We start from the raw sequence: 22,966 nt of genomic DNA on the forward strand, positions 1-22,966 counted from the left end.
TAGCCTCCCTATAACCGCCGGCAACGATGGCCCCGGGTCTGACTGAGCCCGGGGCCATCGGCATGCCCGCGGCCCTAGAGTTGGACCATGCACCCCTCAGTAAGCTCCCCGCCGGCGCGCGATGAACGCCTCGAGAACTACGAGGCCAAAGCCGACATCGCCCTCAGTTTCGCGGCCGTGGCATTCCTCGTGTGCTACGCGACGCCGATCCTCAAGCCCGTTCTCGCGCCCAGTACCGCGCAGGCGCTCCAGTTCGCCAGCCACGTCATCTGGGTGTTCTTCGCAATCGACTTCGTGCTGCGCGGCTACGTTGCTCGAGCGCACCTGCGCTACGTGCGAACCCACCTGCTCGACCTCGCCATCGTCGTGCGCCTGTTCTTCCAACCCCTGCGGCTCCTGCGTGAAGATCGATGACCAGGGCGAGGAGCGCAAGAAGCGCGAGAGCCGCGCTCACGGTGAGACGTTGAGCGAGGTTCGCGCGCTGCGGGCCGAGATCGCCGAGCTGCGCGAGCTCGTCGCGGCGGGCGCCGCCCCCGGCCCGGGGGCCGAGGGCGAGCGCGGGCGTTAGCCGAGTTCGCGGGGGCGAACGAAGCCCTTGCCGCGGACGTGGTCGTCGACGAAGGCGAGGACCGTCTCGTACCAGATGCGCGAGTTTTGCGGTTTGAGGATCCAGTGGTTCTCGTCGGGGTAGTACAAGAACTTGTGTCCGGTGGCCTTCGAATCGCGCAGGAGGGCGTGCCATAGGGCGTGGCCCTGGGAGATGGGGACGCGGTAGTCCTTATCGCCGTGGATCACGAGCATGGGGACTTCGATATTGGCGACGTGCTCGTGCGGGGAGTATGCGGCGCTCTGACTCTCGTGCATCCACTCGTGCCAGACACCGTTGTCGGTGGTGCGGCCCATGATGTCGATATCCCACAGGGAGGCGTGGGTGACGATACAGCGGAAGCGGTCGCCCGTGTGCCCGGCCATCCAGTTGGCCATGTAGCCGCCGTAGGAGCCGCCGAGCAGCGCCGTGTGCTCGCCGTCGATATCGTCGCGGGCGATGGTGGCGTCGATGAGGGCGAGGATGTCGGTGTAGGGGGCGTCGCCGATCGCGTCGTTGCCGCGGTCGATCATGTGCTGGCCGTAGCCAGTGGAGATTGCCGGATCCGGGAGCAGGACCGCGTAGCCCTTGGCGACGAACGGGCCCGGATTCCAGCGCCAGGTCCAATCGTTCCAGGAGCCCCAGGGGCCGCCGTGCGCGAACACGAGTAGGGGTGCGCCACCGCTTGGGATCTCCTCGGGCAGGGCAAGCCAGGCCCTCACCTCGGTGCCGTCTTCTGCCGTGGCGGTGACCTCGGTGAGCTGTCCAACGGGCTCGACGATCGGAATGACCGGGGCGAGCTCGCTGACTTCGCCCGTCGCGACGTCGATCCGCACGGGGACGGCAGGCTTAGAGATTGAGGAGCGCAGGGCGAGGATCGTTGCGGCATCGAGCACCTGGGCGCTGGAGAAGGACTCGTCGCCGTCGGTCAGCAGTGTGACCTCGTCCGCATCGCCGTTGGAGACGTCGACGAGATAAAGGCTGACTCGGCCGCGGCGATCGGCCTGCATGATGAGGGCTTCGTCGTCGAGCCAGGATATCGAGCCCGGCCAGTCATCGAAGTCCGGCATGAGGCGCCGGCGTTCGCCCGATTCCAGGTCCACAAGTTCGGCCCAGTCGCGAAGCGGCTTGCCATCTCGATTCCCCGTCGTGACGGAGAGGACCGCGCGGCGACCGTCGGGGCTGATATCGCCCGCGTAAAACTCGAGGAGATCGTCGCTGTCCTCGCCGTCGCTCTCCTCGCGCAAGGCGGGGGCGATGGCGAGCGGGGTGGCGTCCTTGCCCGGCACGAGGTGGTAGACCGAGGAGCGGGAGTCGGTTCCGGCGTGGGGGCGGTTGATGGTGAGCAGGAGCGAGGAGCCGTCATCGGCGACGGAGATTGCCTGGAGCTTGCCGTCGGGAATGGGAAGTTCGCTCAGCTCGATCTGCTCAGTACCGTCGAAGTCCGGAACGTCAGCGACGTACAGGCGCGGGTAGGCCGGGCCGAGATCGTGGTCCCAGTAGCGCACCGGGAAGTCCTCGTGGAGGATCGCGCTGATGGCACCGTCCTTGCGTTCCTTGAGGATCTCGCGGTTCGTTTCCTCGTCGGTGGCGTTGGTGAGCGTTTGCGCGGTGATGTACAGCTTGCCGCCGGCCGCGATCACAGAATTGACGCCGCCCGGGCGCCGCAGGATGACGCGGGCCTCGCCGCGTGGGGGCAGCATCCACAGCGCGACGTCGAGATCGTCGTCGTTGTCTTCATCGGGACGCTGGGAGGAGAAGTACAGTTCGCCGCGTTCGCCGATCCCTACGAGCGCTTCGCCCTTCTTGGAGCGCGTAAGGGTGAGTGCGGGCCCGCCTTCGGGGTCGAGTTCGACGAGGCGCGTGGTGTAGGCATCGCCCTTCTTGTTCAGCTCGGTGACGGCGGCGATCGCGCGGGCGTCGCGTTCGTCATCGGCTTTTCGGGTCACAAGGGAGGTAAAGCGCGGTGCGGCGACGAAGTCCCTGAGATCGTCGAAGATCTTTCCGTCGGTGCGCGGGGTGGTGGGGGCGCTGTCTTCCTCAGCGGATTTCTCGTCGGTGGCGGCGTTGGCAGCGGTGTCATCCAGATGGGTCATGCCTCCCATCGTAGGGGGCAGGTGCGACGGGCGTACGATCTATTTATGGCGGGCAGATGGGCATTCGTGACTCGGCGAGGTTTTGTTCTCGCGGCAGGGGCAAGCGCACTCGCAGCGTGCACCCCGTCGGGGCCGCGCACATCTGGGACTTCATCCCCGTCGAGTACCGGCTCGGTGAGCTCCTCCCCCACCACGACGACGTCCGCTTCCCCCTCGCCCTCGACTGCTCCTGCTACGGTGGCGCCCTCGGCGCAGCTACCGAACGATGACGACATCAGCGCGAAGTTCGCGGGCGTCACGCCGCGGGCCTGGGGCATGGAAATGCCCGGAATCGTCTCGCGGATCGAAACCGATGCGCTCGCTCTGACGCTCGATGCGTGTGGCGGGGCTCGCGGATCCGGCTACGATGCGGCACTTATCGACCTGCTGCGTCGCCACCAGGTGCCCGCCACGCTGTTCCTCAACCATCGCTGGGTGACGAAGAATCTGGCTCTATCGCGCGAGCTCGCTTCCGATCCGTTGTTCGAGATCGCCAATCACGGCACGAAGCACTGCCCACTATCGGTCACTGGCCGGGCAGCCTACGGCATTGCCGGTACGGCCTCGCCCGTCGAGGCATGGCGCGAGGTGCGCGATAATCACGATTTCTTACACAGCGAGCTTGGTGTGACGCCACGGTTCTTCCGATCTGGCACAGCCCACTATGACGATGTGGGCGTTGAGATAGTGAAGCTCGCGGGCGAGCAGGTTGCGGGATTCTCCGTCAATGGTGATCAGGGGGCAAGGGCCTCACGAGTCAGCGTGCGCACCGCCCTTGCGCAGGCGCGTGCGGGCGACATCATTTTGGCGCACATGAATCAGCCGACCGGTCAGACCGCCCGCGGGCTCGCTGACGCCCTTCCCGGCATCCTCGATGGCGGCACGCGCTTCACGACGCTGGGTGCCGCCCTTTAGGCGGGGGTGAAGCGACAGCATCATACTGGCTCGAAGCCAAGTTGAGTTCTCCGTGGTTGATCAACTCGAAGAGTTCCTTGCAGTAGTAGGCGACAACCTTTCCCTTGTGCTTGTGAGCAGTGAGGATTCCCGCGTGAACTAGTTCGGTGAGTGCTCGCCTGGCGCCCGCTTCGGTCATGTTGCCAAGAGCTTCAACCACCATTTGAGGCGTGAGAGCAGGCATTGACACCAGAATCTCGTCATAGATTCTGCGCGGCCCGGCATCGGAGCGAACCTCGCGTTTCCTGCCCTGGCGTGACTTGAATGCGGAAAACTCTTCGTGCCACCGACTCTTGAGATCACTGACCTGGCGAGCGAGATCGGTGACGATTTCAATCGCCGCTTCAGACGCATCGAGGAATGTTGTGAGCCACGCGTCGACGGCGGCAGTGTGATCGGGACTGCCCGCTTCGGCCTCGAGCCGAAACCGCATGAGTCCAGAAATGTACTCATGAGATCGAGCAGCAAGTGCTGCAGATATCGGCAGAATGATCCCTTGTGTCGGCAGCCGTCGCTTCAACACGGCGTGGATGAGCGCCCGGCCAGTTCGTCCGTTGCCATCTGCAAAGGGATGCAGCGTCTCGAATTGTGCATGAACAAGCGCCGCTTGGATGAGAGGACTGTGTAACCCGCCGGATGCGTACGCCACGAGATCTTCAAGCAGGTCCGGCAGCATCTTAGGCGGAGGCGGGACAAATTCGGCACCAATGGGCGTACCAGAGTGGCCCCCCACCCAGTTCTGGCGAACGCGCACCCCTCGAAGATCTGGGGACACGAGAAGCGCTTGGACACGTTCGAGATCCTCAACTCGCCAGGGATGCGTCTCGACCAAGTGATCGACACCTTCATTGACGGCCCTGATATTCGACAGCACTAGTGACGCGTTTGTCTCGCCCCACGGAGGCTCTGACGGCAAGAGCTCACTCCCCTGCAAAGCAGCATCCACTTCGGCGAGTGCGAGCTGCTTCATCGAGACCTGCAATCCTTCGATTGCGGACGACGCTACGGCTTCACGACGCGCCAAGAATCTCGTTAAGACATCGAGACCCCGCAGATTCTGGCCGATATTAATCGACGAAATACGGCGTTCGATCGTTGTCACTCGAAGCTGAGTTTCCTGCGGAACGACCAGCGGAACGTCTATGAGCTTCGATGGGACATATGCCCGGTAGCGCCCGGGTTGGCGCGCTCTCGAGCTGTAGGCGCCGAGATTCGCTGGCCAGTGCTGTTCGACGAAGTACCCCACGACATCCCTCCCCTCGATCACACCAGGATAGAAGTTATCCTATGCAGCTGCGGCCGGTTTTGCATGGATAACTCTTATCCTGAGGAGTTCGGCGCCGAGATGACAAGGATAAGAGTTATCCTGCAGCGCCTCAGTGCATGAGGCCATCGTTTTGTGCGGTGAGGTAGGCAAGGACTGCGCGCACCCGGCGGTTATCTTCGCCGACCGGTAGACCGAGCTTCACGAAGACAGCTGCGACGTACTTGGCGACGGCGCCACCCGAGAGGAAGAGCTTGGCGGCGATTTGGGTATTCGACAGCCCTTCGGCCATGAGGGCAAGGACCTCACGCTCACGGTCGGTGAGCGAGTCCAGTGGCCCCGAGCGCGCAGCTGCGAGTTGGGCCGCGACTTCCGGGTCGATGACGACTCCCCCGGCCGCGACGACGTCGAGGGAGCGAAGGAAGTCCGCCACGCGGGCGACGCGGTCCTTCAGCAGGTATCCGAACCCGGCACCGCCGTGCGCGAGGAGCTTCGCGGCATAGGCGGGCGCGACGTACTGCGAGACAATCATGATGGCAAGGTCCGGATACCGCTCCCGCAGAGTGATGGCGGCATCGAGTCCGTCGGTCGCCATCCCGGGCGGCATGCGCACGTCGGTGACGACGACGTCCACGCCGTTGCCTGCGCGCGCCTCGGTAACGGCTGTGATGAGGCCCGGGGCGTCCTCGGCATCCGCGACGACTTCATGGCCCTGGCGTTCGATGAGACCCCGCAGGCCCTCGCGCAGTAGGGCGGAATCATCAGCGAGCACGATCTTCATGCGTCCTCCTCGGGCGTCGTGGGCGTGGCGACGGCGGATTCGCCGCGGTTGAGAAGCAGCGGCATGGCGGCGATGAGTTGTGTCGGGCCGCCGGCAGGCGAGGACAGCTCGAGGGTGCCGCCGAAAGCCGCGAGACGCTCGCGCATGCCGGACAGTCCGTGGCCGGGGCGAATGACGGCGCCGCCGGGTCCGTCGTCGGTCACCGAGATGCGTAGGGTGTCGTCGCAGGCGAGCAGGACGGTCACCGCTGAGCCCGGCGCATATTTGGCGGCGTTCGTCAGAGCTTCGGAGACGAAGAAGTACCCGGCGGCGACGACGCCCTGGGGCAGCGCCGGCAGCGGATGGGGGCAGCGGACCTGCACGCCGGGCACGCGCGCGGCGAGGTCGCGCACCGACGCTTCCAACCCCAGGTCCGTCAGCACCTTGGGGTGGATGCCGTGCACGGTCTGGCGCAGCGCCCGCAGGGCGCGATCGATGTCATCCTGGGCGGCGCCCAGGAGCTGGCCCGCGGGTGAGTCTGGCGCCACATCGAGGCTCGCTTCCCCGAGTTTCATGCTGGCGGCGACGATGTACTGTTGCGCCCCGTCGTGCAAATCGCGTTCGATCCGCCGCCGCTCGATCTCAAAGGCGGAGACGATCTCGCGTCGCGAGCGCGTGAGCTCGGCCAGCATGTCCGGATAGTCCGCCACATCGGGCGGGGCTTCGGTGACGCGGCGAGGCCACAGCGCAGCCGAAAGGATGAGGGCGACGACGATGACCAGAAGTGCGGGAATGACGTTACCCGTCGCAAAAAGCCCGAGGACGATGACTGCGACAAGGCCATACGCGCCCCACAGCACGAGGCGGGAGGGTGCGGTCATGACTCCATCGTAGGTGCTGGGCAGGGTGGAGCTAGGTCCACCCAGTTGTGGCGCTAGCAGGATTCCGCCAGCGGGCGTGAGAAGCTGAAATTGAATCATGAACGAAACACTGACTGCGACAAACCTCGTCAAGACCTACGGCCAGGTCCACGCCCTTGCCGGCGTCTCGCTCGCCATCAATGCGGGCGAGACCGTGGCAATCATGGGCCCCTCGGGCTCGGGTAAGTCCACGCTCTTGCACTGCCTGTCGGGGATCTTGAAGCCCGACGGCGGCGACGTGCGCCTCGGCGACGCGGATATTACGGCGATGTCAGATGCGCAGCGCTCCAAGCTGCGGCGATCCCGCTTCGGCTTCGTCTTCCAGGACGGCCAGCTCGTCGCGGAACTCTCCGCAGCCGAGAACGTTGCCTTCCCGCTGCTCCTGGCCGGCTGGTCTCGCAGCAAGGCGCTGGCCGAGGCAAACCAGTGGCTCTCGCGGCTCGGGCTCGCGGAGATGGGCGGGCGCAAACCGGGCGAGATGTCCGGTGGCCAGGCCCAGCGCGTCGCGATCGCGCGGGCGCTCGTGCACAAGCCGGCCGTCGTCTTCGCCGATGAGCCGACGGGCGCGCTTGACCAGGCCACCGGGCACGAGGTCATGCAGATCCTCACGACGGTCACCAAGATGTCGGGCGCCTCGCTCATTGTCGTCACGCACGACACGAAGGTGGCGGGCTGGTGTTCACGCCTCATCGAGATTCGCGACGCGCTGATCCACGCCGATTCCGCGACGAACCAGGCAGGTGTCCGATGATTGGGCTCTCCTCTCGCCTCGCGCTATCCCGCCTGAGCGATAACCGCTCGGGCCTGGACGCGCTCGCCGTCCTCGCGTTCGCCGTCACCAGCTGGCTCGCGCTCACCGTCGCCGGCGGCACGTCGATGTTCGTGGCGCGCGCGGCCAACCCGCCAGAGCCGTTCGTGGAGGCCGCCGGCAAGGTCGATTTCCCGCAATCAACGGCTAATCTCGCGTCGATGTATCCCTCGCTCGCGGCGATCGCGTGCGCAATCCTTGTCATTCCGATCCTCACCCTGGGTGGTGCCGCGGCGAGGCTCGGGGCCTCCGGACGAGCGCGCCGGCTTGCGGCGCTCCGCCTCATCGGCATGACGGGTGGGGAGGTCATCCTCATGAGCGTCATCGAATCACTCGTGCTGGCCGCAATCGGGATTGCGATTGGCGCTGGCCTCTGGCTCGCGACGCTTCCCGCGTGGTCCGCCGTCAGTTTCCTCGGAGAGCCGCTGCGCGCTTCAGAGATGTTGATGCCGACGTGGGTGGCGCTCGCTGTCATCGGGACGATCCTGCTCCTCGTGGCCCTGTCGACCATCATCGGCTTGCAGCGCGTGCGGATCTCGCCGCTCGGGGTGGCTCGTCGGGAATCGACCCGCGCACTGACGTGGTGGCGGGTTTCGATCCTCGTTGGTGCGATCGCGGCATTCCTTTTCGTTGCTCGTTCCTTCAACCTCCGTAGCTCCGATATCGCAGGGTTCGTCATAATCGGCGGCGTCTTGGCTGGGGCCGTGTTCGCCGTGAACCTCGTCGGACCGTTCATCATCCAGCTCGTGGCGCGGCCGCTTGCCCGGACCTCGAATCCGAGCCGCCTTGTTGCGATGCGTCGCCTCGCCGCGGACCCGAAGGGTGCCTGGCGCAACGTGTCGGCGGTATCGCTGCTCGGCGTTATTGCGGCGTTCATGCTGGCGGTGCCCGGGGACTTCGAGGAGATGCCCGAGATCTTTGCGATCCAGTTCGCCGACATCCGCACCGGCGCGATCATCACGCTCACGATCGGGCTCATCCTCGCGGCGACGTCCACACTCATCAACCAGGCGTCCGCCACGGTCGATCGTGGCGAACAAACGATCGCACTCACCCGCATGGGAACGCCGCGCTCGGTCTTTACTAAGGCTCGAATCGCTCAGGTCGTTGTGCCAATGGTGACGACGCTGGCGATTTCAATTCCGCTGGGGCTCCTCCTCGCGATGCCGTTCATGACTCAAATGTCGGCATCAGCTGGGGCTCCGCTGAAGGCGACCGCGTCAATCGGCGCGATCGTCGGAGCGGGCATCGCTATGTCGATTGCCGCAGCTCTTGCGTGCTCGCCGATCGAATCGCGCATTCTTGCGGCGGATTACCGCCCGAACGACTAACACAGTCGCCCAACACGTGGGGCCGATCGCATCACGCGGTCGGCCCCACGTGTTGGCCAGGGAACCGGTTAACCTCATGGTGTGAGGAGCACGTACGCATTCTTGAGTGACATCAGCAAAGGCCCCTACGGTACGGACATTCTTGCCGACCTCGACATCACCGCTCGCGGCATTTCGACTCCCACGAGCCGGGCCGTCATCAAAGCCAGGAACGTCGTCCACCACCGCAGCGGAATCGACTTTTATCCCGCGATCGCCGCGGCCAAGGCTCTTCGACGCAGCGATATCGTCGTCGGCCTGTTGGAACACGCAACGCAGGCAGCGGCAATACTCAAAGGCCGCTCGCTACCTCCCTACCGTTCACGTCCCCTCGTCATGATCTCGTGTTGGCTGGCGCACTGGCTCCAAACAAAGCCCACGAACGAAGCTCGAAAGCTCGTCCGCCGCTTCCGCTCCGTGGATCTCATTTTGACCCTCAGCCGTAACCAGATTCCTATCCTCGAAGACGCCGGGTTCTCGCCGGAGCAACTCGGGTCGATTCCTTTTGGCTGCGAGCCCCGAAACTTCCTCCATGAGGCCGACGCGCCCCGAGATATTCCAGTTCTTGCCGCAGGCTTCGACCATGGGCGGGACTATCGCACATTCTTCGACGGGGTGCGTCACCTGGACGTGCCCATCACGCTGTTGTGCCAGGAGGCGAATATCCGGGACCTCGACATTCCTTCCAACGTCGAGGTGAAAGGAGTCGTGCCCTATGACGAGTATCGAAACCTGATCCGGCGGGCGCGCGTCGTTGCGGTTCCTACGAAAGAGCTCGCATACCCGACCGGACAATCGGTGGCGCTCGACGCCGGAGCCGCTGGCGCCGCACTCATCGTGACGGGGACGACCGCGATGCGAGAGTACTTCTCGGAAGAGAACGCGACCCTCGTTGACGTGGCGGACAGCGCCGGGTGGCGCGCCGCGGTATCGGAGTTAGTTTCGGACGAGGAGCGGCGGCAACGACAAGCCCGCACCACCCACGATCACGTTCTTGGCTCGTTCACCAATCACCACATGTGGCGCAGTTTCCAGGAGCAAATCGCGGCACACGGCCTGTAAAGCCTTCGGCCCGGCCACCACTGGTGGCCGGGCCGAAGCACTGGAGACCTGGCGCTACTTGACGAGCGCGTCGATGATCTCGTTCAGCGTCGTCGACGGACGCATGACCGAGCTGGTCTTGTCTTCATCGGGGCGGTAGTACCCGCCGATATCCACGCCGTTGCCCTGGACCTCAATGAGCTCGGCATCGATCTTTTCCGCGTTGTCCGCGAGCTTGCCCGCGACATCGGTGAAGAGCTCGGCGAGTTCGGCATCGTCGGTCTGCTCGGCGAGGGCCTTCGCCCAGTAGGTCGCGAGCCACATGTGCGAGCCACGGTTATCGATCTGTCCGAGTCGGCGAGCCGGGGACTTGCCCTCGTTCAGCACACCCTCGGTTGCAACATCGAGCGCATCAGCAAGCACTTCCGCGCGCGGGTTATCGGCGAACCGGGCGAGATGACGCAAGGACTCGGCCAGCGCCAAGAATTCACCGAGCGAATCCCAGCGCAGGTAGTTTTCCTCGACGAGCTGCTGGACGTGCTTGGGGGCAGATCCACCGGCTCCCGTTTCGAACAGGCCGCCGCCGTTCATCAGCGGAACGACGGAGAGCATCTTGGCGCTCGTGCCGAGTTCGAGAATCGGGAAGAGATCGGTGTTGTAGTCACGCAGGACGTTACCCGTAACCGAGATGGTGTCCTTTCCTTCGCGGATGCGCGCGATCGAAGCCTTCGTCGCTTCGACCGGGTTCATGATCGAGATCGACAGGCCACCGGTCTCGTGCTCAGGTAGGTAGGAGTTCACCTTCTCGATGAGGTTCGCATCGTGCGCGCGGTCCTCATCGAGCCAGAAGATCGCCGGCGTATCGGAAAGGCGAGCGCGCGTGACGGCAAGCTTGACCCAGTCGCGAATCGGGGCGTCCTTCGTCTGGCAGGCGCGCCAGATATCGCCGGCCTCCACCTCGTGGGAGATGAGAACATCGCCCGCGGAGTTCACGACCTCGACAGTGCCGTCGGCCGGGATCTCGAAGGTCTTATCGTGGCTGCCATATTCCTCGGCCTTTTGTGCCATGAGGCCAACGTTGGGAACCGAGCCCATCGTCGTCGGATCAAAGGCGCCGTGTGCCTGGCAGTCCTCGATTACCGCCTGGTAGACACCGGCGTAGGAAGAATCCGGGATCACGGCGATCGTGTCGTCTTCTTCGCCGTCCGGCCCCCACATGTGGCCGGAGGTACGGATCATCGCCGGCATGGAGGCATCGACGATGACGTCGGAGGGTACGTGAAGGTTGGTGATGCCCTTATCGGAGTTCACCATGGCAAGGCGCGGCCCGTCCTGCAGGGCTTTGTCGAAAGCGGCCTTGATTTCTACGGCGTTGTCGACCTTGCCGGATTCCAGGCCCGCGAAGATGGCTCCGAGGCCGTCGTTCGGGGAGAGTCCAGCAGCAGCCAGCTGGTCGCCGTAGGTATCAAAGACATCGGCAAAGTAGGCCTTGACGACGTGGCCGAAGATGATCGGGTCGGAGACCTTCATCATCGTGGCCTTCAGGTGCACGGAAAACAGGACGTCGAGATCCTTGGCGCGCTTGACTTGCTCGGCGAGAAACTCATCGAGCTTCTTCGCCGACATGAACGTGCCGTCAACGACTTCGCCTTCCAGGACCTTAAGATTGTCCTTCAACACGATCGTCTCGCCGTCAGAGCTCTTGAGCTGAATCGTCAGGGTGTCGTCAGCGGGAATGATGACGGACTTCTCGTTTGAGGCGAAGTCATCGACGCCCATCGTCGCGACTTCAGTCTTGGAATCCGAGCTCCATGCCCCCATCCGGTGGGGGTGCTTGCGAGCGAAGTTCTTCACCGCGATAGGAGCGCGGCGATCGGAGTTCCCCTCACGCAAAACGGGGTTGACCGCGCTGCCCTTGACCGCATCGTAGCGAGCACGGGCATCCTTATCCTCGTCAGTTTCCGGATTATCCGGGTAGTCCGGCAGGTCGAATCCCTGGGACTGCAATTCGGCAATAGCGGCCTTGAGCTGCGGGATCGACGCAGAAATGTTGGGAAGCTTGATGATGTTGGCTTCCGGCTTCTTCGCCAGATCGCCGAGCTCGGCAAGCGCGTCAGCCACCTTCTGGTCATCCGGGAGCTTGTCAGCGAAGGCGGCCAGAATACGGCCCGACAGCGAAATGTCACGCGTTTCGATGTCGACGCCAGCGGTCTTCGCAAAGGCTTCGATGATGGGGAGCAGCGAGTGCGTCGCGAGCATCGGAGCTTCGTCGGTATAGGTGTAAATGATTGTCGCCATGAGTCCTCTTCACTCGGGTTACAGCCTTAGGTTATCGAAGGAGGGACGTCAGGCCCCGCCAGTTGACCGGAGGACGGTCAGCCCTTCGCGTCTTTCCCCTCCTCGTCGAGCAAGGGGAAGAATTCGAGACGAAGGAATGAACGCGAATACTCGCCGGATTCGCTAGCAGCGTCCCTGTTGGCATCACTCGCCTGCCGGGCTCGCTCAAAAATGTCCTCTAAGTCATCGTGCAGTTGTTTTTCCTGCTCATCGGTTAGATATAGGAAGTACTGCCCAACATTGATTCGATCGGCATGATCGCCAGCGCGAGCCATCGCTCGCTTGCGATAGCGAGCCACCAAAGCGGCTTCCCCTTGAAGGAGCTGGGATACCGCAGCAACGAGCGGAGCGGCCTCGTCGTCATCCCTGTCGAGGTGAACAAACAAACCCTCATCACGCGCGACATACCGAGTCTCGCGCGAATCGCGGCCGGGCTCGGGTGCAACCTTACGCACCAGGCCGCGGCGCTCCAATTCGGACAGGTGATAAGAAACCGAGTTGACCGGCTTTTCGACAAGAGCGGCCAAGTCCGAGACCCGTTGCGGCTCCTGCCGCAACTGCAGCCCAATGAAAAGGTCATACCGAACAGGGTTGAGCAGACACTTGATCACATCGGCATCGCGAGTCTCCATACGACCATGGTAAAAGCATCGTACCCTTTATTCCACAAACATTGCGCAAGAAATCTTGCATATCTCATTTTTCCCTTCTACTCTGAGGTCATGACCAACCACGACATGCCACCAAAGGGCGGTCACAGCCTGTGGCGTAACCGTGATTACCTCCTATGGTTTATCGGCGATTTCATCGCCGATGCGGGCTCCGCCATTCGTGCTTTCGCGATGCCCCTCATCACCCTCGCCGTCACCGGATCCCTCACTCAAGCAGGGGTCATCGGATTCGTCTCATCGGCGGCGAGTGTGGGGCTCATGGTTCCCGGTGGGCTGCTGGCGGATCGGATGGACCGCAAAAATCTGCTGCTGCTCGGGCATGTTGTGGGATTGGTGACGTGGGGAGCTGGGGCCATCCTCTATCTAACCGACCTGCTCACCTTTGGCTCGCTCCTCGTCCTCGCTCTCGTTGCGGGAGCCCGCTCGGGGATCTTTGGCGCGGTCTCAAACACGGTGATCAAACAGCTCGTGCGCAAGGAGCAACTACCGTCCGCCATGGCGGCGAACCAGGGACGCGAGGCCGTGCTGTCCCTGGCCTCCGGCCCGCTGGGCGGTTTTCTTCTCGCGTTGTCGACCGTTGCTCCCTTCATCGCGGAAACGATCGGCCACGCGATGGCATGGGTGACGACCCGCCTCATCCGAACGGACCTCACGCCGCGCTCCCCCGATGCCGAACCAACGACGTGGCGCGCCCAGGTCAGGGAGGGCGTCGCGTGGCTCAAAGCCCACTCGACGGTGCAACGGTTTATCGCCATTGCTGCCCTGCTCAATATTGGGATCAATGGCGTGTTCTCAACGCTCGTCCTATCACTGCGCAACCGCGGCGTCGGTCCCGAAACGATTGGTTTCGTGAGTGCGGCCCTCGGCGTGGGGATGCTGCTGGGGTCGTTCGCGGCACCCAGCATCACCGCACGCATGCGCGTCGGAACGATTTTTGTCGTCGGGATCGGGTGGACCGTTGCTTTCAATGCACTCCTCGCCATCACCTCATCGATACCGGTCATTATTGCGGCAGCGTGCCTCGGAGCTATCGCGCTCGGCCCGGTGAACTCAGCGCTCGGCGGCTACTTCATGGCGATGATCCCCAACTCGAAAATGGGGGCGATCACCTCGGTCATGGGGATGGTCACCATGGGACTCATGCCCTTCGCTCCCCTCCTCGCCGGCCTCGGGCTCGACCACTGGGGGCACGTGCCGACGATGATCGTCATGATTTCGCTGTTTGTTACCGGCTGGCTGATGTCCGTTTTTACCCCATCGATCCGCTCGATTGGGCGCCCCGACGAGTGGGAGACCGGCGCGCAGAACCCCTAGGCGAGTTGGCGATCGATCCGGTGGATAAGCATGTCGAGGGCGACGAGGTTATGGCCGCCCTCGGGGATGATGAGATCCGCGCGCCCCTTGGAGGGCTCCACATAGAGCTCGTGCATCGGCTTCACCGTCGTGAGGTACTGCTTCTCGACTGATTCCAGGGTGCGGCCGCGCTCGACGACGTCGCGCTTGATGCGGCGCAGGATGCGCACGTCGGCATCGGTATCGACGTAGAGCTTGATGTCGATGAGGTCGCAGATTTCGGGTTCGGCGAAGATGAGGATGCCCTCGACGATGAGGACGGGGGCCGGCTCGATGCGCTGAGTTTCTTCCGAGCGGTTATGGATGGTGTAGTCATAGACCGGGCAGTCGATGGGGTTTCCGGCGATGAGGTGCTTCATCTGCTCGACCATGAGGGCGTTATCGAAGGCCTCGGGAGAGTCGTAGTTGAGCTTGGAACGCTCCGCGTAGGTCAACTCATCGTGACGCTTGTAGTAATTGTCGTGAAAGATGACGCTCGTCTTTCCTGGGAAGCGCTCGATCAGCGCCCGCGTCAGCGTCGTTTTTCCGCTACCGGTTCCACCCGCGACTCCGACTACCAGTGTCGACACGTTAGCCCTTCCGCCAAGAATTGGTCTCACCCAAATTTACCCCCTTGTCACTCCTTCAGGGGCCTGGTCGCGGGTGTGAGGGAGCCCTACACTGACGCCATGACCGAGTTTGCGGCGACGCCTCCCTTGACCGGCCAACGCGTCCGCCTGAGGGGGCTACACGAGAGCGATGCGGCTGCGCTAGCGCGCGCCGCCGAAGGAGTGACCGGGCTGTGGTACGCGCCGGTTCCACAACCGAGCGATATGGCTGCCGAGATCGCGCGTGAGGCGCAGGGCAGCCACGTCAATCCCGAAACGAAACTGTTGCTGCTGACGCGCGCCTTTGAGGAGCTCGACTGCATCGCCGTGGAGTTTCGGGCGCATTTCCATAACTTCCGCTCGCGGCGCGCGATCGAGAAACTCGGCGCGAAGCTCGACGGGGTGCTGCGCTCGCACCGGATCGTCTCGGGCGTGCTGCGCGATACGGCCGTCTACTCCATCACCGCGGCCGAGTGGCCGACCGTCAAGCTCGGGCTGACCGAGCGCCTGGCCGCGCTGTGACGCTCATCCAGCCGCCGAAGCTCGCCGCCGGGCAGTCGATCGCGGTCCTGTCTCCCTCGTTTGCGGCGCCCGGTTTCGCGCCGGCCGTTCACGAACAGGCAATGGCGCGGCTTGCGGCACTCACGGGCGCGGAACTCGTCGAATACCCCACGACGCGGCAGCTGGGGGCGCGGCCCGAGGATAGGGCGGCCGACCTCATGGCCGCGATGCGCGATGAGTCTATCGGCGCGATCCTTGCGACGATCGGGGGCGAGGACCAGATCACCGTCATCCCCCACCTCGATGTGGACGTCGCGCGGGAGCGCCCAACGCTCGTGTTCGGCTACTCCGACAACACCCACCTCCATACGTTTCTCACGCGCGCGGGCGTGGCAAGCTTCTACGGCGGCTCGACCCAGGTGCAGCTCGGGCCGGGACCGCACGTCGATGAGGTGCACGCGACCTCGCTGCTCGCGGCGCTGCGGGACGGCGGTGAGCTCGAGCTCACCGAGCCGGGTGAGAGCGAAGATTTCGGCTACGACTGGCTCGATCCGCGCGCGCTCACCGACTTCCGCGAGCGCCGAGCTACCGAGGACTGGCAGTGGTTCGGACCCGAGGTGCGCGTCAGTGGGCACACCTACGGGGGCTGCGTCGAAGTCCTGAAAGACATCCTGCTGGCGGGGACGTTCCCGAGGGACGATTACCTCGATGGCGCGATCCTGCTGCTGGAAACCAGCGAGGAGATCATCTCGCAGGCGTACTACTTCGAGTTCCTGCGGGCGCTCGGGATTCGCGGCGTCCTGGAACGGCTCGCCGGCCTCGTCTTCGCGCGGCCGCCCGCGACGTCATTCACCCACTCCCCCACGCCTGAGGAAGCTGCCACCTATCGCGCCGACCTCATTCGGCTCACGGGCGAGGCGCTCGCCACCTACGCGCCGCACGTCGTCGGCGTCGCGGGCGTGCCGTTCGGGCACACCCGCCCGCAGTGGATCGTGCCGCACGGTGGCCAGCTGACGCTCGACGGCGCGGCCCGGCGGGTTTTTGCTGACTACGGCGACTGAGCCAGGCGCTGCGCCCAACGCTCCGGGCGGGGATCCATCCGCCGCTCGAGCGTGTCGTGGCCGAGCACCCAGTCATTGGTAATCCGCCCGACCGCGGCAAGGCCCCGGATGGCCTCGCCGGCCGCCGAGAGCACCGAGGCGTCGGGCGCGATACGGACGCCACGACGCTCGCCGCCCGCCCCCTTCGCAGCAAACACACCAAGGTATTCCTCGATCGGCGCGAGCGCGGGATAGGCGCCGGACCAGAATCCCGACGGCGGCAAGACAGCGTCGATCACGACGTCGACCAAGCGCTCTTGCTCGGTGAGCTCGCCCTGTCCGATGCCGGCATCAAGCCAGGACGTATCGACGATGCCCGCCTCGATCAGGGCAAGGAGTTTCTCGCCGTTGATCGGCGGCGGCCCAAAACCGCGGCGTTCCATCAGGGCATCGACCCGCAGGAATTCGCGCCACTGCTCATCGGGCCACTCGCGATGCGCGAGCGTTTCAATAATCGCGTCATACATCGTCGTCCACACCGCGCCGACGATTGACCCCTGGCTCGATTCTTGCCGGCCGCGCGCCACCTCGATCGAAGTTCGCAGCTGGGCTGAGGCTTCACCAGGCGCGGGCTCGGGATCGGTCACCGCCTCGGCGGAATCGCCGCCGGCCTCCTCGATGATGGCGCCGATGCGTGAGAGCAGCTCCAGCGGATCCTGCGAAGCGCGCACGCTCGCATCCGCACGAGCGACGCCGTCCTCGCCAATCAAGGTGGCAAGCAGTCCGGCCGGGGGCTTGACGTCGAGGAATCTGCCCTGGCGAGCGATCGGGAGGATCGCTGCGGGTTCGTTGCCGCCGCGCCGGTAGTGCAGGCGGCCTTCCTCGTCACGTTCGAAGCTGCCGCCGCGCCCCTCGGTGAGCGCGAGCGAGGCGTCAATAAAGGTGAGGGCCGCGCCGCGCACGACGACAGTCGCGCCCGGTCTGATCGCCTCGAGCCGGCTCACGGGATAGACCGCTCCGATCACAGGGATGGGCGCGACGACCTCCGGGCTCAGCGCAGCGGGCCGATCAGTGGAGTGCCCGAGCGCGAGCATGACTTCATGGGCGTAGACGCTCGCGGCATCGCTATCAACGTCCCAGCCGCCATCATTCGCTCGCCGCACCGACGTCGCCGGGCCGTGCTCGGTGAGGTGCATGGCTGCGGGTAGCCGCGAGCGCAGGAATCGATAGCTCTCGCCCAGGTAGGTCCCGACGCGGGCGCGCGGCGGATAGTCGACGCCGTGCCAGGCCGGATCAACGTCGTCGAGCCAATCCGAAAACGTCTCTCCGATCGGCTCAACGCCGTCGCGCCGAGCCGGGTAGAACATGTCGATGATGCTCCGCTTGGCGTTCAAACGGAGGTAGTCCGGCTGATCGGGCGCGAAGGCACTACCGGCTCCCGCGACGCGCACGCCGTCGGCATCGAGGGCGCCGAAGAGGTGAACGTCGATGGGGCAATCGAGGTCGCGCCACGCGCTGGCAAGAGACTGGAGGCAATTCAGGCCGCGAGGCCCGGCGCCGATGATCGCAACGACAAGCGGTGAGGGGGACATATGTTGAACATATGACAGTGCCGGGCCTTGCGCGCGCGCGCACTAGTCTGGAGGCGATGACTTCTCCAGCCCCGATCTACACCTCGGCTGTCGTGTTCACCGACGTTGACGGCCGAATCCTCACCGCTCGCAAGCGCGGCACGAATCGTTTCATGCTCGTCGGAGGCAAGCCCGAGCCTGGCGAGCAGCCCCGGCAGACCGCGCTGCGGGAGATCCGCGAGGAAGTCGGTCTGCTCCTCATGCCAGAGGATCTGGAGCTGATCGGCATGTGGCGCACGGCGGCAGCCAATGAATCCGGGCGGGACGTGCACGGTACCGCGTTCGTCGTACGCGAGCCGATCACCGAACTGCCCCGCGCGGCCGCCGAAATCGCGGAGTTGCGCTGGCTCGATCCCGCGAGCGCCCTGCCCGACGACCTCGCGCCCCTGCTGCAGACCCGGATCTTGCCTGCCCTGGCCGGCGAGGTCCACCCCTGGGATACGGACCATCTGCCGGCCGAAGAATTCGCCTATCCCGGTCCGCTACGCGACCAGCTCGTTGCGGCCATCCAGGCGGGGGCTAAGACCGCCACGAGTTCGCTGCACGCCGATTACCTCACCGGAGGTGAGCCACTGCCCCGGGTGGGACAGCTCGGCAATCTCGTCGATTCGGAAGACCAACCCGTGGGCGTCATCGAGACGACCGCCGTCGACATCGTCCCCATCGGGTCCATCACCGAGCAGTTCGCCTTCGATGAGGGCGAAGGGTTTGAATCGGTCGCCCAGTGGCGCGCTGCCCACGAGGAGTTTTGGGGCTATCGGATGGCAGACGACGAACTCGTCGTCTGCGAGTACTTCCGCTACTACCGCTCTTAGGATTCCGGCGCGAGGGCTAGGACGACGGGGATCCAGCCCAGCTCCGTGCTGTAGCCAATAACCGAGGTCGTGACGTTCATGAAGTTCGGGACGACGGCGACAATCGTCTGGCTTTGCCGATCGTAGGTGATGAGGCGGCCGCCGCTCTTGAACAGATCGACGTTGGCAAGCGCGGGATTCTGCGGATTCTCTGAAATCCCCGTCACGTCGACGGCGACGTTTTCCCGAATCTGGATGACGGTCTCATCCTGTTGACTGCGGGCATAGTCCTGCAGCGCCTGGCAGTCTCGGCACGAGACGAAGATGTCGCCGTCAAGGACTCCGGGCTCCCCGCGATGGATCGCGTATTCCCACAGCTGGTAGTAGTACTGCCCGGCGGCGCTCCCCGCCGCATCTCCGCGTTCCCTCAGATCGGGCTGCGTGGGCGGTTCAGCGAAGCCCGTAGCGGCAAGAAGATCGTCTTCCGAGATCTTCGCCCCGACGATGAGGCCATCGCCGCCTTCCGGCTGTGTCGGACTGGGCGAGGCCGACGCCGTGGGGCTAGGCGCGGACGTCGTAGGTGATGCGGCGGGGGTTGAGTGGGTCGTCGGTGATGGGCTCGGCGCCGGGAGCGTGGTTGGCGGATCGTTCGGAGCGCAGGCAACGAGAGGAGTGGCGAGCAGAAACGCAGCGAGGGCGACTGACGTGAATCTCTTTGTCATGCTGTGAACGCTACCGGCATCAAACGACTATAAACAGAACCTTCCTCAACCTGTGCATAACGTCGTAGCGGAGTAAACTGAAGGCATGTTTGGTGCAGTGCTGTACGGCAAAGACGACGTGCGCTACGAAGAGCGCGAGGACCCCCGCATCATCGACCCGGCCGACGCCATCGTGCGCACCGTTGCGACGTGCGTGTGCGGTTCGGATCTCTGGCGTTATCGCGGCATCAATCCGACCGACCGCCCGAGCCCAATCGGGCACGAATACGTTGGGATCGTCGAAGCGGTCGGCAGCGAAACCACGACGGTCTCGCCCGGGCAGTTCGTCGTCGGCGGCTTCCTCTACTCTTGTGGCACCTGCGCGACCTGCCGCGTTGGCCAGCAGGCCAATTGCGAAAACGGCGGCGGCTACGATGGCTGCCAGGCCGAGTACATCCGCATCCCCTACGCCGACGGCACGCTCGTCGCCGTCGAGGAGACGCCCACGGACGACGACCTCATCGCCGACCTGCTCTCGCTATCGGACGTCATGTGCACCGGATGGCATGCGGCCGTGAGCGCAGGCGTGACAGAGGGCTGCAGCGTCGCCGTCGTGGGCGATGGCGCGGTGGGACTATCCGGTGTCCTTGCCGCCAAGATCCGCGGCGCTGAGACGATCATTGCGATGAGCAAATACCCCGAACGGCAGGCGCTGGCTCGGGAGTTTGGCGCCACTCACATCATCGCCGAGCGCGGCGACGCGGGAATCGCGGCCGTCCGCGAGCTCACAAACGGCATCGGCGCCGACGCCGTCCTGGAGTGCGTCGGTACCCAGACGAGCGTTGATCAAGCGCTGCAAAGCGCTCGGCCCGGCGGCCGCGTCGGCTGGGTGGGGCTGCCGCACATCGATGGCATTAACCAGTCGCACATGTTCTGGCGCAACGTGGGCCTTGCGGGCGGTGTCGCACCCGTGCGCGCCTACCTGCCCGAGCTCCTGCCCATGGTCCTTTCGCGCGCTATCCGGCCCGGCAAGGTCTTCGACCTCCGCCTCCCACTCTCCGACGTCGCCGACGCCTATGCGGCGATGGATGAGCGCCGCGCAATCAAGGTGCTGCTCACCCCATAACTGCCCGCGCCTGAGGAATCCACGCGGCCGTGTGAATTTCTCACACAACCTCATAACAATGCTCAGCGCTAAGCGGCCGAAACCCGCGAGACCGTTAAGTCATGAACAACGACATCATCGTCGACGCGCAACACGTCTCTCGCACCTACGGCTCGGGCTCACAGGCCCACACCGCCGTACGCGACGCTTCGCTGCAGATCCGCCGTGGCGAACTGTTCGCCATCCTCGGCACCAACGGCGCCGGCAAAACCTCACTCATGGAGGTCCTGGAGGGACCCCGACCGACCTCACCGTCGCCGAAACTGCCCGCATGTGGGGCGGCACCATCGCCAATCCCCTCTCCGTCGAGACGGTTCTGGCACACGTCGAGCTGACCCACCCCGCGGACGTCAAGGTCTCCGCGCCATCGGGCGGCGAGAGACGCTGCCTCGATCTGACACTTGCCCTCATGAACCGACCCGACCTTTCAGTGGTAGCTTAATACTGTATACATCCTTCAATTGATCTCTTCAGGGGTTCTCCATGTCTACCGCACCTGATAACCGGTCCTCTCTCCCTTCCCGCCGCTCCGTTGCCGCAGGCGCTGCCTGGGCCCTGCCGGCCATTATCGCGTCGACGACCGCCCCAGCCTTTGCCTCAAGCCGATGCCACGGGTGCTTCCAATACGGCAACTGGAGCCCCTCGACGAATAGCGGGTCCGTATCGCTCGTGTCCGTCCCTACAACATCGGCGGATTGTCGGCGACGCACCAGGCACTGGTGCTTAACATTGGCTACCAGACAACATCCAGGGTGACCTTCACGTTCAGCGAACCGGTTTCGAAAGCTGACCTTCAGCTTCACGACATCACCGCGATCCGCACCGGGGGCCAGAACCAGTACGGTCGGTACGTTGACCGAATCGCACTTGATCAGCCGTGGTCGATGACCGGCGATATGCAGTCGGCTAACAAGAGGATGGGCAACGCCGGAGAGTATTTCGAGCGCACTGCTGATTCTCCGTCTAACCACAGGGCGTGGCTCAATACCATGTCGACGCGCGGCCAATCGCCTTTCACATCACTGACTCTGACCTACAGCGCTCCGAGTGCTGTTTTTGGTGACGCGACGAGGTGTGGTTGGCAGTTCATTGCCGTCGGCAACATTGATTTCTGCCTCGCCTAGCCAGCGGCAGTAACCGCGACAATCTCGTAAGTAACCGCCGACTCAAGGAAGGCTCTGACCTGGTCGTGAGCCTCCTCGGGCACCGGCAGTCCGGCGCCTTCCAATCTGTCGATGAGCTCATTGACGTTCAGAGGTTCGGGCGACTCGGAAAGCATTTGCATGATGCTGGGTGCGACTCCATCAAGCTGGAGGACGGGCCCTTGCGGTAGAGGCGCGACCCACAGCGTCGCACCGTCGAACTCACTCGCCCACGGTAGTGCGGAGTATTTGCGATCCATCCAGACCCACCTCCCCAAGACTCCTCATTGGCATTTGCTTTGGCTCGCTACGATGGAGCCATGACGTCATCGGCCGAGGTACCTGCGGGAGTCCATCGCCGATTAGCCCATGCGTGTTTGCAGTTCATCGCTAACACCGCCGATGTCAGAATACTGCACATCAAAGGTGAAGCCTTGCACCCCGATCTCGCTGATGGTCGCAGCGCACCGAGCGATTGCGATGTCCTTGTCGATCCAGCTCGCGTGACGGCCTATCAGCAGGCGCTCACGCAGCTCGGTTGGGAACTGTACACGCGCTTTGAGTACGGCAGCATTTTTGGCCACGCTGCGACCCACTACAACCCCCGTTGGGGAACCGTCGACGTGCACCGCAGCTTTCCCGGATTTGATCTCAGCCCACAGGAAGTCTTTGACCAGCTGTGGGATGAGCACTCGAGTGTCGAGTTGGGATCCGCCGAATGCGCGGTCCCCAGCCTTCGTCACCAGCGAATCATCATGCTTGCTCACGCCGCGCGGGACCCGTTCGGCCGTGGTGTCTTCGACGTCGAAGCGTCCTGGACAACCGCCACCGACGAGGTCAAACAGGAGATCGACGAACTAGCCGAATCCCTAGGTGCTCGGGTCGCCTTGGCTTTTGCGACCGACCGCGAAGATCGCGCCTTGGGCCGACCAGGTGAGCATCTGTGGCGCGCCTTGTCCAGCAACGCGAATTCGTCAGAGATCTGGCGGGCTCGGGTCAAAGAATCCGTTCGCCAAGGGCCGCGCGCATTCCTGCGGACGCTCGCGACGGCGACCCACGTCAATCCCGATCACCTCGCGCTCAAACTCGGACGCAAACCCACACGCGCAGACCTACGCGCAGAGCAGCGCGAGCGGGTTCGCCGTGGCTGGCACGCCGTTCGAGCCAAGTTCAAGCGCCGCTAGAGCTTCCGGGGTCTTCCTCAGA

24 protein-coding genes are annotated in these 22,966 nt (G+C 64.2%); 14 read left to right on the forward strand and 10 right to left on the reverse strand.

The window, feature by feature from the left end; translation table 11 throughout:
• Window positions 1-87: 87 nt before the first annotated feature.
• Window positions 88-414 (forward strand): hypothetical protein, encoded by a 327-nt coding sequence (locus MUN85_RS07515; RefSeq protein ID WP_250506136.1) that lies wholly within the window; start codon window positions 88-90, stop codon window positions 412-414.
• The gene (locus MUN85_RS07520) at window positions 401-568 is read left to right on the forward strand and encodes a hypothetical protein (protein ID WP_250506137.1); all 168 of its coding nucleotides are present in this window, start codon (window positions 401-403) and stop codon (window positions 566-568) included. Before MUN85_RS07515 ends, MUN85_RS07520 begins: the two co-directional genes overlap by 14 nt.
• On the opposite strand, the gene MUN85_RS07525 is transcribed toward MUN85_RS07520, so the two are convergent.
• The gene (locus MUN85_RS07525; RefSeq protein ID WP_250506138.1) at window positions 565-2,682 is read right to left on the reverse strand and encodes an alpha/beta hydrolase family protein; all 2,118 of its coding nucleotides are present in this window, start codon (window positions 2,680-2,682) and stop codon (window positions 565-567) included. The genes MUN85_RS07520 and MUN85_RS07525 overlap by 4 nt on opposite strands.
• Window positions 2,683-2,856: 174 nt before the next feature.
• Between MUN85_RS07525 and MUN85_RS07530 the strand changes: the two genes are divergently transcribed.
• Complete coding sequence (locus MUN85_RS07530; protein WP_250506139.1) at window positions 2,857-3,636, forward strand: polysaccharide deacetylase family protein; 780 nt, start codon at window positions 2,857-2,859, stop codon at window positions 3,634-3,636.
• Here MUN85_RS07530 and MUN85_RS07535 read toward each other — a convergent pair.
• The 3 genes from MUN85_RS07535 to MUN85_RS07545 form a co-directional block, all read right to left on the reverse strand.
• Window positions 3,611-4,777: a Fic family protein gene (locus MUN85_RS07535; RefSeq protein WP_250506140.1), complete on the reverse strand. Its 1,167-nt coding sequence runs from the start codon at window positions 4,775-4,777 to the stop codon at window positions 3,611-3,613. The genes MUN85_RS07530 and MUN85_RS07535 overlap by 26 nt on opposite strands.
• Window positions 4,778-5,051: 274 nt before the next feature.
• Entirely contained in the window at window positions 5,052-5,720 is a 669-nt protein-coding gene (locus MUN85_RS07540) for a response regulator transcription factor (protein WP_250506141.1), read from the reverse strand.
• Window positions 5,717-6,580, reverse strand: coding sequence for a sensor histidine kinase (locus tag MUN85_RS07545; protein WP_250506142.1), 864 nt, complete (start codon window positions 6,578-6,580; stop codon window positions 5,717-5,719). Before MUN85_RS07545 ends, MUN85_RS07540 begins: the two co-directional genes overlap by 4 nt.
• Window positions 6,581-6,677: 97 nt before the next feature.
• On the opposite strand from MUN85_RS07545, the gene MUN85_RS07550 reads away from it, so the two are divergent.
• The 3 genes from MUN85_RS07550 (at window position 6,678) to MUN85_RS07560 (ending at window position 9,859) form a co-directional block, all read left to right on the forward strand.
• The gene (locus MUN85_RS07550; protein ID WP_250506143.1) at window positions 6,678-7,370 is read left to right on the forward strand and encodes an ABC transporter ATP-binding protein; all 693 of its coding nucleotides are present in this window, start codon (window positions 6,678-6,680) and stop codon (window positions 7,368-7,370) included.
• Window positions 7,367-8,758: an ABC transporter permease family protein gene (locus MUN85_RS07555; protein WP_250506144.1), complete on the forward strand. Its 1,392-nt coding sequence runs from the start codon at window positions 7,367-7,369 to the stop codon at window positions 8,756-8,758. Before MUN85_RS07550 ends, MUN85_RS07555 begins: the two co-directional genes overlap by 4 nt.
• An 81-nt stretch (window positions 8,759-8,839) precedes the next feature.
• Window positions 8,840-9,859 carry a glycosyltransferase family protein gene (locus MUN85_RS07560; protein WP_250506145.1) on the forward strand — a complete coding sequence of 340 codons (1,020 nt, stop codon included), beginning with the start codon at window positions 8,840-8,842 and terminating at the stop codon, window positions 9,857-9,859.
• Window positions 9,860-9,913: 54 nt separating this feature from the next.
• Here MUN85_RS07560 and MUN85_RS07565 read toward each other — a convergent pair whose 3' ends face one another.
• Window positions 9,914-12,136: an NADP-dependent isocitrate dehydrogenase gene (locus tag MUN85_RS07565; RefSeq protein WP_250506146.1), complete on the reverse strand. Its 2,223-nt coding sequence runs from the start codon at window positions 12,134-12,136 to the stop codon at window positions 9,914-9,916.
• Window positions 12,137-12,213: 77 nt separating this feature from the next.
• Window positions 12,214-12,807, reverse strand: coding sequence for a helix-turn-helix domain-containing protein (locus MUN85_RS07570; protein WP_250506147.1), 594 nt, complete (start codon window positions 12,805-12,807; stop codon window positions 12,214-12,216).
• A gap of 90 nt (window positions 12,808-12,897) precedes the next feature.
• Here MUN85_RS07570 and MUN85_RS07575 point away from each other — a divergent pair, with 90 nt between their 5' ends.
• The gene (locus MUN85_RS07575) at window positions 12,898-14,160 is read left to right on the forward strand and encodes an MFS transporter (RefSeq protein ID WP_250506148.1); all 1,263 of its coding nucleotides are present in this window, start codon (window positions 12,898-12,900) and stop codon (window positions 14,158-14,160) included.
• Here MUN85_RS07575 and udk read toward each other — a convergent pair.
• The gene (gene udk / locus MUN85_RS07580) at window positions 14,157-14,768 is read right to left on the reverse strand and encodes a uridine kinase (RefSeq protein WP_250506149.1); all 612 of its coding nucleotides are present in this window, start codon (window positions 14,766-14,768) and stop codon (window positions 14,157-14,159) included. The two genes, MUN85_RS07575 and udk, sit on opposite strands and share 4 nt — an antisense overlap.
• 99 nt (window positions 14,769-14,867) lie before the next feature.
• Between udk and MUN85_RS07585 the strand changes: the two genes are divergently transcribed.
• Both MUN85_RS07585 and MUN85_RS07590 read left to right on the forward strand, forming a co-directional pair.
• On the forward strand, window positions 14,868-15,308 hold the full coding sequence (locus MUN85_RS07585) for a GNAT family N-acetyltransferase (protein WP_250506150.1): 441 nt from the start codon (window positions 14,868-14,870) through the stop codon (window positions 15,306-15,308).
• On the forward strand, window positions 15,305-16,348 hold the full coding sequence (locus tag MUN85_RS07590; protein WP_250506151.1) for a S66 family peptidase: 1,044 nt from the start codon (window positions 15,305-15,307) through the stop codon (window positions 16,346-16,348). Before MUN85_RS07585 ends, MUN85_RS07590 begins: the two co-directional genes overlap by 4 nt.
• Here MUN85_RS07590 and MUN85_RS07595 read toward each other — a convergent pair.
• Window positions 16,336-17,919 (reverse strand): FAD/NAD(P)-binding protein, encoded by a 1,584-nt coding sequence (locus tag MUN85_RS07595; RefSeq protein WP_250506152.1) that lies wholly within the window; start codon window positions 17,917-17,919, stop codon window positions 16,336-16,338. The genes MUN85_RS07590 and MUN85_RS07595 overlap by 13 nt on opposite strands.
• A gap of 56 nt (window positions 17,920-17,975) precedes the next feature.
• On the opposite strand from MUN85_RS07595, the gene MUN85_RS07600 reads away from it, so the two are divergent.
• Entirely contained in the window at window positions 17,976-18,773 is a 798-nt protein-coding gene (locus MUN85_RS07600; protein WP_250506153.1) for an NUDIX domain-containing protein, read from the forward strand.
• Here the strand turns inward: MUN85_RS07600 and MUN85_RS07605 are convergent.
• Window positions 18,770-19,474 (reverse strand): hypothetical protein, encoded by a 705-nt coding sequence (locus MUN85_RS07605; RefSeq protein WP_250506154.1) that lies wholly within the window; start codon window positions 19,472-19,474, stop codon window positions 18,770-18,772. The two genes, MUN85_RS07600 and MUN85_RS07605, sit on opposite strands and share 4 nt — an antisense overlap.
• 85 nt (window positions 19,475-19,559) lie before the next feature.
• Between MUN85_RS07605 and MUN85_RS07610 the strand changes: the two genes are divergently transcribed.
• The 3 genes from MUN85_RS07610 (at window position 19,560) to MUN85_RS07620 (ending at window position 21,742) form a co-directional block, all read left to right on the forward strand.
• Window positions 19,560-20,579, forward strand: a complete 1,020-nt coding sequence (locus MUN85_RS07610) for a zinc-dependent alcohol dehydrogenase family protein (RefSeq protein WP_250506155.1) — start codon at window positions 19,560-19,562, stop codon at window positions 20,577-20,579.
• 101 nt (window positions 20,580-20,680) lie between these two features.
• Window positions 20,681-20,953, forward strand: coding sequence for an ATP-binding cassette domain-containing protein (locus MUN85_RS07615; protein WP_250506156.1), 273 nt, complete (start codon window positions 20,681-20,683; stop codon window positions 20,951-20,953).
• Window positions 20,954-21,370: 417 nt separating this feature from the next.
• Complete coding sequence (locus MUN85_RS07620; RefSeq protein WP_250506157.1) at window positions 21,371-21,742, forward strand: hypothetical protein; 372 nt, start codon at window positions 21,371-21,373, stop codon at window positions 21,740-21,742.
• Here the strand turns inward: MUN85_RS07620 and MUN85_RS07625 are convergent.
• Window positions 21,739-22,020: a PqqD family peptide modification chaperone gene (locus MUN85_RS07625; protein WP_250506158.1), complete on the reverse strand. Its 282-nt coding sequence runs from the start codon at window positions 22,018-22,020 to the stop codon at window positions 21,739-21,741. The two genes, MUN85_RS07620 and MUN85_RS07625, sit on opposite strands and share 4 nt — an antisense overlap.
• Before the next feature lie 60 nt (window positions 22,021-22,080).
• Between MUN85_RS07625 and MUN85_RS07630 the strand changes: the two genes are divergently transcribed.
• Window positions 22,081-22,944 (forward strand): nucleotidyltransferase family protein, encoded by an 864-nt coding sequence (locus MUN85_RS07630; RefSeq protein ID WP_250506159.1) that lies wholly within the window; start codon window positions 22,081-22,083, stop codon window positions 22,942-22,944.
• The last annotated feature ends 22 nt before the right edge of the window (window positions 22,945-22,966 follow it).

It is taken from the genome of Bowdeniella massiliensis (assembly GCF_023634005.1).
In the GTDB taxonomy this organism is placed as follows: domain Bacteria; phylum Actinomycetota; class Actinomycetes; order Actinomycetales; family Actinomycetaceae; genus Bowdeniella; species Bowdeniella massiliensis.

Excerpts from the sequence above, each read along its gene's own strand:
- MUN85_RS07515 (WP_250506136.1), top strand. The coding sequence starts at position 88 with ATGCACCCCTCAGTAAGCTCCCCGCCGGCGCGCGATGAACGCCTCGAG.
- MUN85_RS07525 (WP_250506138.1), bottom strand. The coding sequence starts at position 2,682 with ATGACCCATCTGGATGACACCGCTGCCAACGCCGCCACCGACGAGAAA.
- MUN85_RS07540 (WP_250506141.1), bottom strand. The coding sequence starts at position 5,720 with ATGAAGATCGTGCTCGCTGATGATTCCGCCCTACTGCGCGAGGGCCTG.
- MUN85_RS07545 (WP_250506142.1), bottom strand. The coding sequence starts at position 6,580 with ATGACCGCACCCTCCCGCCTCGTGCTGTGGGGCGCGTATGGCCTTGTC.
- MUN85_RS07550 (WP_250506143.1), top strand. The coding sequence starts at position 6,678 with ATGAACGAAACACTGACTGCGACAAACCTCGTCAAGACCTACGGCCAG.
- MUN85_RS07555 (WP_250506144.1), top strand. The coding sequence starts at position 7,367 with ATGATTGGGCTCTCCTCTCGCCTCGCGCTATCCCGCCTGAGCGATAAC.
- MUN85_RS07565 (WP_250506146.1), bottom strand. The coding sequence starts at position 12,136 with ATGGCGACAATCATTTACACCTATACCGACGAAGCTCCGATGCTCGCG.
- MUN85_RS07570 (WP_250506147.1), bottom strand. The coding sequence starts at position 12,807 with ATGGAGACTCGCGATGCCGATGTGATCAAGTGTCTGCTCAACCCTGTT.
- MUN85_RS07575 (WP_250506148.1), top strand. The coding sequence starts at position 12,898 with ATGACCAACCACGACATGCCACCAAAGGGCGGTCACAGCCTGTGGCGT.
- MUN85_RS07585 (WP_250506150.1), top strand. The coding sequence starts at position 14,868 with ATGACCGAGTTTGCGGCGACGCCTCCCTTGACCGGCCAACGCGTCCGC.
- MUN85_RS07595 (WP_250506152.1), bottom strand. The coding sequence starts at position 17,919 with ATGTCCCCCTCACCGCTTGTCGTTGCGATCATCGGCGCCGGGCCTCGC.
- MUN85_RS07600 (WP_250506153.1), top strand. The coding sequence starts at position 17,976 with ATGACTTCTCCAGCCCCGATCTACACCTCGGCTGTCGTGTTCACCGAC.
- MUN85_RS07605 (WP_250506154.1), bottom strand. The coding sequence starts at position 19,474 with ATGACAAAGAGATTCACGTCAGTCGCCCTCGCTGCGTTTCTGCTCGCC.
- MUN85_RS07610 (WP_250506155.1), top strand. The coding sequence starts at position 19,560 with ATGTTTGGTGCAGTGCTGTACGGCAAAGACGACGTGCGCTACGAAGAG.
- MUN85_RS07615 (WP_250506156.1), top strand. The coding sequence starts at position 20,681 with ATGAACAACGACATCATCGTCGACGCGCAACACGTCTCTCGCACCTAC.
- MUN85_RS07625 (WP_250506158.1), bottom strand. The coding sequence starts at position 22,020 with ATGGATCGCAAATACTCCGCACTACCGTGGGCGAGTGAGTTCGACGGT.
- MUN85_RS07630 (WP_250506159.1), top strand. The coding sequence starts at position 22,081 with ATGACGTCATCGGCCGAGGTACCTGCGGGAGTCCATCGCCGATTAGCC.